Origin of the sequence: Candidatus Hinthialibacter antarcticus, assembly GCA_030765645.1 — a bacterium.
Classification (GTDB): domain Bacteria; phylum Hinthialibacterota; class Hinthialibacteria; order Hinthialibacterales; family Hinthialibacteraceae; genus Hinthialibacter; species Hinthialibacter antarcticus.
In genome coordinates this window covers 98,330-110,544 of record JAVCCE010000074.1, presented here as the reverse complement: position 1 = coordinate 110,544, position 12,215 = coordinate 98,330, and the positions used below count along the sequence as shown (strand labels likewise).

7 protein-coding genes are annotated in these 12,215 nt (G+C 52.6%); all 7 read right to left on the bottom strand.

The genetic code is table 11. The features are described 5' to 3' along the window. Positions 1–18 precede the first annotated feature (18 nt). The 7 genes from P9L94_19275 to P9L94_19245 all read right to left on the bottom strand — a co-directional run bounded on the left by P9L94_19275 (position 19) and on the right by P9L94_19245 (position 11,678). Entirely contained in the window at positions 19–1,167 is a 1,149-nt protein-coding gene (locus P9L94_19275; GenBank protein MDP8246233.1) for a GntR family transcriptional regulator, read from the bottom strand. A 454-nt stretch (positions 1,168–1,621) separates the two neighbouring features. Beyond that, complete coding sequence (locus tag P9L94_19270) at positions 1,622–2,212, bottom strand: tetratricopeptide repeat protein (GenBank protein ID MDP8246232.1); 591 nt, start codon at positions 2,210–2,212, stop codon at positions 1,622–1,624. A 99-nt stretch (positions 2,213–2,311) separates the two neighbouring features. Further along, complete coding sequence (locus P9L94_19265; GenBank protein MDP8246231.1) at positions 2,312–3,295, bottom strand: D-glycerate dehydrogenase; 984 nt, start codon at positions 3,293–3,295, stop codon at positions 2,312–2,314. A gap of 104 nt (positions 3,296–3,399) precedes the next feature. Continuing rightward, complete coding sequence (locus tag P9L94_19260) at positions 3,400–4,410, bottom strand: diguanylate cyclase (protein ID MDP8246230.1); 1,011 nt, start codon at positions 4,408–4,410, stop codon at positions 3,400–3,402. A gap of 142 nt (positions 4,411–4,552) precedes the next feature. Further along, positions 4,553–7,735 (bottom strand): TIGR03663 family protein, encoded by a 3,183-nt coding sequence (locus P9L94_19255; protein ID MDP8246229.1) that lies wholly within the window; start codon positions 7,733–7,735, stop codon positions 4,553–4,555. A 518-nt stretch (positions 7,736–8,253) separates the two neighbouring features. Then, complete coding sequence (gene speE, locus P9L94_19250; protein MDP8246228.1) at positions 8,254–9,492, bottom strand: polyamine aminopropyltransferase; 1,239 nt, start codon at positions 9,490–9,492, stop codon at positions 8,254–8,256. A 551-nt stretch (positions 9,493–10,043) separates the two neighbouring features. After that, complete coding sequence (locus P9L94_19245) at positions 10,044–11,678, bottom strand: CTP synthase (protein ID MDP8246227.1); 1,635 nt, start codon at positions 11,676–11,678, stop codon at positions 10,044–10,046. Between the last annotated feature and the right edge of the window lie 537 nt (positions 11,679–12,215).

Below are 12,215 nucleotides of genomic sequence, written 5' to 3'. Positions count from 1 at the left end.
TATCGTATTGTTGTCCGATTAGGCTTCCTGCGGTTTCAAGTGATTATTTTGGCGGGAGAGGGTCGATTCCCGCAGGATTAAGCGCTGGGGGATGATGTACTCCCGCTGTACCGCATCTGTTTTCGCTTCACCGGCAAACTCCGCTTTTAAAATCCGCAGAATGGCGTCGACGTATTCCGCGAGCGACGTTGCAACGGTGCTCAGTCGCGGTTGGCAATACTGCCCGGTTGTTGAATCGCTGTGCCCCATGAGGGCGAGGTCGTTAATGTTGGGCAGATTGAGCGTGCGTAATACGTTGAGGGTTTCGAGTGCAATCAGGTCATTAAAGCCAATCACGGCGGTGGGCGCATTGTCGCTGCGGAAAATGGCTTCGATGCGGCTGCGGTTTTGCGTCCAGTCGCGCAACACCGTCGGGTGGAAGGTCAATGTATCCGGGTCCCAACAGTTGTGTTGTTTCATGGCGTCTTTATAGGCGTTCCAGCGTTCGGGAACCGGGCCGAAATCGCTTTCGCTGTTCTTCGGGCCAAAATAGGCGATGCGGCGATGCCCCAGGCTGAACAAATGTTCGAGCGCTTTATTCATCCCGCCGAAATAGTCGCTGCGAACGCAATACCATGGCGACACAATTTGGTCGGTGGTTTTTTCACACAAAATGACGGGCAGTTCGTTCTTGCCGAATAAGGACGCGACGCTGACATGGCGCTTGGGTTGGATGGGGCTCCAAACCAGCGCTTGTGCGCCTTTTTCCATTAAGAGGCGGCCTTGGTTGAGTTCGTCTTCCTGGTCGCCGGAGCAAAACATGGCCAGAAACTGAATGTTTTGTTGAGACCCGTCATGGATCAGTTCGGCCACGGCTTCTTGTGAGAAGCGGCAGTTGTTGGGCGCCAGCAAACCCACTAAGAGCGGTTCATCCGAGTCGCTTGGCTCTTGGGGATTTCGTTTGGCGACAAAGGTGCCGCTGCCTTGGCGCGAGATCAGCCAGCCTTGGCGTTCGAGTTCAGAAACCGCGCGGGTGACGGTGCTTAAACTGATTTCGTGTTCTTTCATCAGTTTTTCGCGGGTGGCGAGCGGGTCGCCCGGTTTGAGAACGCCTTTATCAATTTGGTCTTTTAGATGGATCATTAAACGCACGTATTTTGGAACGCGCAGAGAGTCAAAGTTTTTCACAAAATCACCTCTTGGTTAGAATGACGACTCGATAATATTTTCAGAAAAATGTTCGAATTTACGCTTGCTGAACATTTTTGATAAAAGTTCCGTCACAACGGAGATCGTTGACGAAAGGTTGCTGGCTACAACTTTTTTCACTTTTTTTTGACTGGAATTTCTGTTTGCGAAATGCTCAATCATTTACTCATATTCAGGAGCGTACTGAGCGATGCGCTTCACCTGGTGAAAAACCATACCTCCTTGCGACGAATTGCAAAAATCTTACGTAAATGTCGCATTTGTTGCGAAGGACGGGAAAAAACAACTGCCTTTGATATATTTGTCGCACGACAAAGACAATTGGTTCCGTCTGGATACATTCTGAGCGAATATTACTTACTACGTAGAGAGTAATATCACAAAAGCGGGGCAAGCGACCATTAATTTTGGGTTAATTTTTGAAAATCTCTCACTACTGGATTACAGACTGGACTATGGGGGGATAAAAATAGTTGAGAGCGTAGTAGACCGCCGCGCCGACCGCCGCGATTCCAATGAGGGTCCAGACAAGGCGCATCCATACGGATGACTGAGTTGGCGACTTTCTGCGGGGTTTTAAATTGCCTGCGGGAAAGGCCTGCTCCCACTTGTCGTCCGTCAGTTTGATGCGGGGTTCATCCGTAGAGGGTTCATCGTAAGAAGCGTTGTCTGGTTCTACGGATTGCGGCTTTGCGTTGTCTTCAGTTTGGCCGCCTTCTTGTTCTTTGCGGGTTTTGGCGACGGCTTTGAGAAGCATTTTGCGTTCTGGCGGGGTTTTGGCGTCAACGTTCTGGACGCTGTCAAACACCAATTTGGTCTTTTGGTGATTGGGGTCCAACATCAAGGCTGTTTCATAATGATGTTTGGCGTATTCAAATTGCTCAAGCGAACTGAAACTCAAGCCTAGGTAAAAGTGCAGGTCGGGATTTTCTTTGTCATTTTCCAGCGCCAATAAAAAAGCGTCTAACGCTTCTTCGAAGCGCCCGGCCTGGGCGTGTTGTTTTCCTTTTTGCATTAAATCCATGAGTAAGCAACTGCCTTTGAATGATCGGAACTACCAGTCAATTGAGCGTTCGGCGAACATGCGTTTGGGTGAATACTACCTAGTATATTATGAAAAAGGCTATTTTGTCCAAACGGATTCATTGACTAACGTCGGCGGCTTTTTGCCTTCAAAGAACGCGATCAGGTTATCGACGGCGATTTCTCCCATGCGGGTGCGGGTTTCAATGGTTGCGCTGCCCAGGTGAGGCAACAGCAGCGAATTGGGCAGCTTGACCAATTCGGGATGCACCTTGGGTTCTTCTTCGTAGACATCCAGCCCGGCTGAGAATATCCAATTTTCTTTGAGCGCTTTGACTAGGGCGGCTTCGTCGACAATGGGGCCGCGCGCGGAGTTGATTAAAATCGAATGGGGCTGCATTTTTTTGAGTTCGGCCTCGCCGATCAAATGATGAGTTGATTCCAAGAGGGGTACGTGGACGCTGACGATATCGCTGGATTGAAGCAGTTCGTCCATCCCGACGCGACGCGCTTCGAAGGGATAACTGGATTCAAATTCTTTATTGTCGGCGGCGTCGGTGTATAAAATTTTCATGCGGAACGCAGCGGCGCGTTGGGCGACGGCCTGCCCGATGCGTCCCATGCCGATGATGCCCAGGGTGCGCTCGGTGACGTCTTGTCCCAGCCATAACATTGGCCCCCAGCCGGTATATTTGCCTTCGCGCAAATACCCGTCGGTTTCGGCGACGCGACGCGCTGCGCCAAAGATGAGGGTCCAGGTCAGATCGGCGGTGGCGTCGGTCAAAACGCCCGGGGTGTTGGTGATGGCGACGCCGCGTTTGGTGGCTTCATCGAGGTCAATATTGTTATAACCAACCGCGTAGTTGGCAAAAATTTTAGCCTGGTCGGCGCAGTCAAACACTTCGGCGTCGATGGTATCGGTCAATATGCACAAAACGCCGTCACGGCCTTTGATGGATTCAAGCAAGACGTCGCGCGGGATCACCTGGTCTTCAGGATACACGTCAAAATCAATGCCCGCTTTGGTGAGGCGGTCGAGCGCAGGTTGGGGAATCTGGCGAGTGACGAATACACGTGCTGGCATGCAATTTCTCCCTTGAACCGGATACGGCGTTTATAAAAAGTCTATGCGAAGGTCAATCTTAAAGTGTAGCACTTTGAGGTAATGGGGAAAGGAGAGGGCAACCGTTAACGAGAGCGTTTATCAACCCGGTAGAGGCTCTTGCGGTTTAAATCATACTTGTCAACGGATTTAGAAAATTCTTTCATTTCCGCCGCCAGTTCGGTCATTTCCAAGTAGGTTACGATGTCGCGGCGTTCGTTGGAGACGACCCCGACTGAAACCGACGCCAATGGAAGTTTCATCTCTTCTCCCTGGCGGTTTTTGGCCAGAATATGACCATCGTTCATTTCTTTTTCTTCATATTGAAATGGCGCCAAGGCGTCAAAACTGAGGACGACGTATTTGCAGACCGCATCAATGCAGGCGTAGTTGACGACCATGACAAAATCATCGCCGCCGATGTGGGCGACAAAGTCGCCGGAGCGTCCGTGCATACTGACCGCTTCGTGTAGAATGGTCGCCAAAATTCGGATGAGATTATCGCCGCGCGAGTAGCCGTAGTGGTCGTTAAACGCCTTGAAGTTGTCTAAGTCGGCGTAGCACATCGCGGTGGGGATTTTGTCTTCCAGGCGGCGGGTAACTTGTTCTTCAATATAAAGAGCGCCGGGCAAGCCGGTCAGCGGATTTGACACTTGCAGGCGAATGTTGCGGCGCATACTGGTGTGGATGCGCGCCGCAAGCACGTTGGGCGAAAACGGCTTGACGACATAATCTTCTGCGCCCGCCTCCAACACCGCAATTTCCAACAACAGATCGTGGCTGCCCAATACAATAATAATGGGCATAGTATAGGTGAGCGGGTTTTCTTTGAGTTGTTTGGTTAATTCAATCGCTTCTTTGTCTAGTGCATCTATATCCAGGATTAACACATTGGGAATCTGAGAAAGAATTTGTTCGTAGAGGTTTTTTCGCTTACGGCCATTCTCAATGATGTAGCCAAGTTCATTCAAATACTGCAACGACTCCGTCTCGGATTCATCTAAACCCAAGGCAAGTAATGTTCGCGGTTTGTCGAGTGATTGAGACTCTTTCAATGATGAAATATCAATAGGAGCCTCATGAACGCCAGTTATCATATTCGCACATTCGCATACTAAAAAGTATCCTTACTACAGATATTGTAGTAACTATCTCATCAAATAGAAGTAATATTTTGAAAAATGCAAAAATTCCCGCGCTGTTGTACTAGATCAAATTGGTATGCTTTGTGACAGAAAACTAACGAACAATGCCTCTTATTACCCGGTTGTTTTTCGAGTCGGCGATATAAACCTGGTATCTTGAATCAACCAGCATCCCTTTGGGACGATTCAAATTGCCAGGAGCGGAACCGGTCCCGCCAATTAAAACCACTTCGTTTCCAGTTTTCAAGAAGGCGTGGACCATATTGGCCGTCGAGTCGGTGACATAGATATTGCCTGCTGGATCGAGGTCGATATAGGGTTCGATCCATTGCATGGCGACTTCGCTGGTGGGCGACCAGCCGTATACCGTATAGTCTTTGATGAACTGCCCGTTGGCGTTGACCTCAACCACGCGTTTGCCCCCCACGTCGCAAACATATACGGTTCCGTCTTTTGCGATTTTCACGCCGACCGGTTCGCGGACGACGTTGTTCAAAAATACGCCTAGATAGGTTCCGTCTGGCGCAAAACGGACGATGCGGTTCGCCCCAGTGTCGGCGACATAGAGTACGCCCAGCGAATCGACCGCCAAACCACGCGGGAAGAAGAAGGGCCCGTCGGGCGGCGTCAGGCTGGGGAGCGGATCGCCGTCTTTGGTAAAGCGCACGATGCGTCCGAAAATCTGTTCTGTTTTGTCTTCGAATCGCCAGGTGTCGGTGATGTAGATGGTTCCATCGGGGGCGACGGCAATACCGCCGCTGGGGCCGTGGTCATATTGAGAGAATCCCTGTGTGCTGAACTGTCCATCGCCGGTTCCCGGCTCGCCATAGGTCGCGACATAGGTCAAATCATTTTCGGCGTTGAACACCTGCACCCGCCCGTTGCGCGCATCAACAACGTAAAGTGTTTTCTCATCAGGAGACAAAGCGACGCCGCGCGGTTCGTTAAACTCGCCGGGGCCTGCGCCAAAGCGGCCGACCTGCGCGGTCACTTCGAGCGGACGCGGTTGTTTGTCGTATCCCTTGGGCAGCTCGGGCGGGACCTCGGGGTCTTTCAATGGATGGCGGCGGTAGACGACGACGTCCGACGAACCGGGCTTTAGCAACGGGTCGTTTTCGTTCCACATTTCGCGGCGCAACATATAGCGCCATAGCGCGTCAAAGGCTTCGTCTAAGGGACGGTTGCGGTTGCGGTAATATTCGAAGGGCAGTTCCTTTTGTCCCATCGGCCACCAGACGCGGTGCGGCATTTGTTGTTTGATGTATTTGCCTTTGGTCCAAGCCGCCATGCGGTCTTGGATGCCGGGGTTTAGAATGGCGAAGGGAACGTCCTCAGCGTTTGAGGGCGGCATCTGTTGTGCGCTGATGGTGAGAAAATTGTAGTTGCGCAAGTACCAGCTATAGGGCCACGATGCCGGGTCGTCGTGAATCACTGCAATGGGTTTCTTGGGACGCGCTTTGGTATTGGTCGGGCGGTAGTCAGGCCCCAGCAGGAACGCGGCGTGCGCCATTTCGTCGACCAGTTGTTTTACGTTATGGTCGCTTTGGGTATAGACCATCAGTTCGCGCGGGCTGTCGGGGTTATAAAAGTTCAGCAGGATCGAGGTTCGGGCTTGATAGGCGAACAACACCACCACGACGATAAGAAACGCATGGCGCCACACGCCCGGTTTCAGCCGCGAAAACACGTCGCCCAAAAAGACGCCCGCCAGCAGCAACAACGGAAACGCCTGGTGGGTGAGCAGCCAAGGCACCTTTTCGTGCAGCATGGCGTAGATCATCACCGAGGTCAGCGTCCAATAGATAAACAGGGTACGTACGCCGTCCGGCGCGAGCGCGGGGGCGTCTTGCGTACCCGAACTTTGGTCGTTGGATTTGAATGGATTAAAGAAGAACGAGCCGACAAACGCCAAGCCTGCCAGAATCAACAAAATGGCCGCGACCAGGAGCGTGGTGATTAAACTGGAACCGTGATAGAGAATGACGCGGCTGTAGGTATACACCACGGCGGCCATCGCAAATTGAAAACTCACGCAACCCAACAGGCCGAAGCCGCGCAGGGTGTAGGTCAAATAGGCGATGGTTCCAATCAAGAGAGCGGAGATTTCATAAATAAACAGGCGCGGCAGAAAATAGGTCGGCGCTCCGGCGATGCGCGGGTTGTCCTGCTGCCCCATCCAGTAGAGCAGGTAGTCAATCACGCCGGCTTTCATCCCGTTGGAGTTATACCCCATGGTGGTGAACAGAAACGCATAGGTCGCCAGCGCAACCAACACCGCCGTCAAGACGCCGAGGTTGTTTTTGGCGATGCGCGAAAGCAGAGGCTCTGAGGAATCCACCGTCTCGAAACGGCTGCGCGTCCAAGCCAACGCCAATAGCAGCGTGATCGTCAATCCGCCGAACAGGAAGAGCCAAAACGGCTGCACCCAAGCGTGTTCGGAGATATATTCGCTCCAGGCGGTGCGCAGGTTGTACATGTGCGACAAGTCGAGCGAGCGGTTGGGGTTTTTGGGATAGGCCCCGGCGCCAAACGCGCGGGTGACGAAATAGACCAAACTAAATGCGCCGCATGAGAATAGCGCATACAGCGCGGTAATTTTCACAAAGGGAGAGCGCTCGACAAAAATCGAGGCCAGCGCGTCTTTTCGTAAGAGACTGCCCGCGCTGAGGACGTAATAGACTGCGTAAAAGGTGACAAACGAGCCCAGAATGAAGCCCGTCATGTACGAGTTTTCTTTGATGCAATACATTAAAGCCAGCCAGAAGGTCATCCAAACCAGCTGTGAATGTTTACGGTCGCGTAGAAATTCCAACGCGAACAGCAATACCCCCAGCGCGGCGGTCGCTATATATATATCGTTGCGGGCGAAGCGGGAGAAATACGACATGGTCGGCGAGATTGCCACCAGCGCCATCGAGAACAAGGCGCCGTAGGTCCCGGTCCAGGGCCGCAGCCGCCAGACGAAGTACATCATCAGCAGGCCGAACGAAACAAAGGGCAGCCGGGCGGCGATGTCGCTGTCGCCGAACAACATGAAAAACAGGGCGCCGTAGTGATATAAAAACGGCCCGTGATAGGTGGGGTCGTATTTGTAGGCGGTCATGTTGCCCTGATAGAGCTGATGGGCGTAATAGGCGTGGATCGACTCGTCATGGTGAAACGCCATGTAATCGAGTTGATAGAGGCGTAAAAATGCGCCGAACAAAGCAATCGCCGCGACGATCAAGGCTACGCGCATCGAGATTGGCGCAATGCGCTCTTCATGAATGTCTGGCATAACTCCCCGCTCCTTCAGAAAATGCCGTAAAAAAGTAATTTTATAGAATCGTGCGTTCTTGTGCGACGCATTCAATCTCGGGGTTGGATTCCGCTTGTCTCCGTCGCGGCTTATTGCCGCTGACTCCGAAAGCTGCTCCACCCAATCCCCTGCGACTGAATGCGCAGGCAGACTGTATTACGCGAACCCAAGACGCCATCTCAATGCTAAATGCTACTTGCTCATTCGCTGCGAAAGGCATGTGTACAAATCTGCTCGCTTCGGTGCGGGCTTCCAGGCCCTGTTACACAGGCGCTCCCACAGTTGCACTCATGCCGAAATTGGTTTCGAGATGGTTATTTTATAGTGGTTGCCAGAATACTGTGCGGATTGAGTTTCCGTAACGGTATCTATCGCTGAGCCCCTGCCTGCAGCAGGCAGGCTGCGGGCGCGCTTTATGCACATATTTTTGACAAACGTTCTAGTCGCATACAATAGCCCGCTGGTTGCGTTTCGTCACTGGTAAGTAGGCGTTGAAATTACGCGAAAACCCGCGACGCGACATGAGGGAACACATGGCGCAATTTGGGCGGGATGGCAAACATCGCGGCGTAGGTTTCCGGCGTAAGCAGCTCGAGTTTGTCGAGGCCGCGTTCTTCGATGCGTTCTTGAATGGCGCCGGGGCCGGGCAGCCGCTCGTCGCGGTTCTGGCACAGCATAAAACCCATCACCGATGCGTAACTGGGGACGTATTGCAAATACGGGTCGGCGCGATGGAAGGCCTGATAGACTTTGGCCGCCGCGCGGGCCGACTCTGCTTCTATAATATAAGGCGAACCTACATGCAGGCTCAGCCAGCCGTCGTCCGCCAGACAGCGCGACAGGTTCTGGTAAAAGTCTTGGGTAAATAACGCCTCGCCGCAGCCGACCGGATCAGTGCTGTCAATTAAGATCACGTCGTATTTTCTATCAAGATGGGCGAGGTGTTCTTTGGCGTTCTGAATGCGAATTTCCACGCGCGGGTCGTCGAGCGCGCCCTGGTGAAGCGTTTGCAGCGTCTGGCGCGAGACCTCAACCACTTCGGGGTCGATATCCACAATCACGCAGCGCTCGACCGAAGGATGCAGCAGCGCATCTTTGGCGGCGACGCCGTCGCCCCCGCCGCAGATCATGACGGATTGCGGGTTGGGGTGCGCCAGCAGCGGTACATGCACTAGCGGCTCATGATAAAACGCGCTGTCGGCTTCGCTGACCTGCAACACGCCGTCGATCACCAAAGAACGTCCAAACACCGGGGTGTCCGCCACCGTGATAGATTGAAATTCGCTCTTGCGCGAGTCGACCAGTTTGTCGATCTCGACATAGTAGCCGTGGCCGGCGATGAGTTTGTCTTGCAGGCGCGGCGCCATGCTGCTTTCTTCGACGAGATGTTGTTTGGGCTGAAACACCCGACAGACCTCTTCACCCAATTGCAGCGTGCGTTCGCGGTTGGGCCGCAGGTAGTTGCAAACGCTGATATCGACCAAAACTAAATTGTCAAATTCAGGCCAGGTGTGAATCACGAGATGCGACTCGGCGAGAACAATCGCCAGGGTATAGCCGCCTTCGTCAAAGGCGTAATTGGCTTCGGTTAAATCCTGAAAGCCGACCGACTGAATGGCCTTTCGCACCAGCGGCGATGCGGCGCCCGGTTTTCGCATTAAATCGTCGCCGCATTGGCAATTTTGTAGAAGAAGACGCAGGTCTGTGCCTGAGGGATAGGCAGTGGGTTCGGTCATTCGGTCTGTTTCCTTCAACGAGTCGTGTAGCAAACGCTCATTATGACTCAAATTGGGAAAAATTGAACGGTTATTTGTTTGGTTGTTCGCGGCTCGGCGGGAGCCTCGCCCTCCCAAACTTACCATTTGGGAAGAATTGAACGGTTATTTGTTTGGTTGAATTGAATGAGCCTGGTAGGGTGGGCTCGCGCGAACAGCCCACCATGCAATGTTTCAATCATCATTAGCGGTAGATAATAACCCACCAATATATTGAATGATCTGGGGAGGGCGAACCTCCTGGTGAGCCGCATGAAAAGAAAACGTGTTGCGCCCGAATCCCCCCGGCGCTTTCAGCGCCACCCCCCTTTTTTCAAGGGGGGCATTCACCGCGACGGGATTGGTTTCATAATCACCTGGGGGGATCAATCTAAGCAGCCCCCGTAGGGTGGGATGAATGCAATGAATCCCACCTTTGGTTTTCGATGCGCTTTTTCGATACGCTTCTATTGGTGGGTTTCGCTGCGCTCAACGCCACCCTACTTGAAACGCATCATTCATCCGAGGTCGGGTTAGGCTTCTTGTTTTTTGAGCGCGGCTTTGATAAACGCCTTAAATAATGGGTGAGGCGTTCGCGGACGTGATTTCAGCTCGGGGTGGAACTGGCAACCGACAAACCAGGGGTGGTCTTTCAACTCCACGATTTCAACCAGGTGTCCGTCCGGCGACGAACCGCTAATGATGAAGCCCGCTTTTTCGTAGGCTTCGCGGAAATCATTGTTGAATTCCCAGCGGTGGCGATGGCGTTCTGAAATTTCATCTTCGCCATAGGCCGCGCGGGCTTTGGTGCCTTTTTTCAGGACGCAGGGGTAAGCGCCCAGCCGCATGGTGCCGCCTTTGTCGACAACGCGGCGTTGTTCATCCATCAAACTGATGACAGGGAAATCGGTGTCCGGTTCAAATTCCGTGCTGGAAGCGTTGTCCATTTTCAGTTGGTTGCGGCCAAACTCCACCACGCTGCATTGCATCCCCAGGCAGATGCCAAAGAAGGGGACGTTGTTCTTGCGGGCGTATTCAATGGTTTGCACTTTGCCCAGCGTACCGCGTTTTCCGAATCCCCATGGGACTAAAATCGCATCGGCGTCCTTGAGGAGCTCATGCGCGCCTTTTTTCTCGATCTCTTCCGCATGAACCGGCAGGATGTTGACCCGGGCGTTATTGGCGACGCCGCCGTGGATGAGTGCGTCATAGATGGAGCGGTAAGCGTCTTGCAGCCGGATGTATTTTCCAACGACGGCGATTGTCACCGGGCCTTTGCGCGGGTTTTTGATGCAGGAAACAATGCGCTTCCATTCGCGCAGTTCGGGCGGCCCATTGCCGACTTTAAAGTAATCGACGACCAATTTATCAAGCCCCTCGTCGCGGTAAGCAATGGGGATTTCATAAATGGTTGATTGGATATCGCGGGCGCTGACCACCGCATGAGACGGGATATTGCAGAACAGCGCGATCTTGTCTTTCATCTCGCGGTTGAGCGCAACCGACGTACGACATAGCAAAATCGCGGGCTGGATGCCGATTTCGCGAAGCTTGTTGACGCTGTGTTGAGTGGGCTTGGTTTTGACTTCGCCCGCCACAGAAATGACTGGTACGAGAGTCAAGTGGACAAATAAGACGCGTTCGCGCCCGAGTTCCCACTCGACCTGTCGAATGGCTTCGAGAAACGGGTAGCCTTCGATGTCGCCGACGGTGCCGCCGATTTCACAGATTTGGAAGTCGGGCTTTTGTTGGTCGGCTACATCATAGATGCGGCGTTTGATCTCATCGGTAATGTGTGGAATTAGCTGGACGGTTTTGCCTAGATAGCCGCCGCGGCGTTCGCGTTTGATGACGGCGTCATAGATCTGTCCAGTAGAAATGCTTGACTTACGGGTGATGGTGCATGAGGTGAAGCGTTCGTAATAACCGAGGTCGAGGTCGGTTTCGGCGCCGTCGTCGGTGACATAGACCTCGCCGTGTTGGTAGGGGCTCATGGTGCCCGGATCAACATTAATATATGGGTCATACTTCTGCAGCGCGACGGTGTGACCGCGCGCTTCAAGCAAGCAGCCCATCGAGGCGCACGCCACGCCCTTGCCGAGCGAAGAGCAGACGCCCCCTGTAACAAAAATAAATCGTGTGGATTTTGGGGGACGAATTTCGTCCACGTTACCCTCCGTTGGCATAAAACAAGGCCAGTTTGACCGAATCAAAAATTATCGTTGGTATAATCTTAAAGCCTGTTATGGTTTCGTCAATTCGTTTTCGTGAGAAAGTCAAAAAAAACTTGTTTTTTCCCGAAAAATAGGGGTTTTGGGCAGAGAAAAAAAAATGTGTTACTATCGCAAGGTGACTCGAATAGAGTTGACTTAAAACGTCGGGTATCATCCTGATGCGGCTATAACGAGAATTTTGATGGATTTTTGTGATTTTTGGCTGTTATGAATTTGACGATTTTGCACCGTTGGAAGTGGTGGAGATGAATCCGCTCAACTTGACACTATTTATAGCCGCATTATATAGTTACGGCAGCATATACAATTGAACCGGTATGAATAACTGTCTGTATCTTGGATAGTTAGAAAGATCGGGCTGGAGCCTGAGGGACGGTTTGCGCCCTGTGGGCCGTTAGGTGTCTGTATATAGGGCGCTTTTTATGGGCAATTTGCGACGAGACTCCGCGCAAGTTTTCCCAGGGCGATCAA

Coding starts and splice junctions, on each gene's coding strand:
- P9L94_19270 (MDP8246232.1), bottom strand. CDS start 2,212: ATGGATTTAATGCAAAAAGGAAAACAACACGCCCAGGCCGGGCGCTTC.
- P9L94_19265 (MDP8246231.1), bottom strand. CDS start 3,295: ATGCCAGCACGTGTATTCGTCACTCGCCAGATTCCCCAACCTGCGCTC.
- P9L94_19260 (MDP8246230.1), bottom strand. CDS start 4,410: ATGATAACTGGCGTTCATGAGGCTCCTATTGATATTTCATCATTGAAA.
- speE (MDP8246228.1), bottom strand. CDS start 9,492: ATGACCGAACCCACTGCCTATCCCTCAGGCACAGACCTGCGTCTTCTT.
- P9L94_19255 (MDP8246229.1), bottom strand. CDS start 7,735: ATGCCAGACATTCATGAAGAGCGCATTGCGCCAATCTCGATGCGCGTA.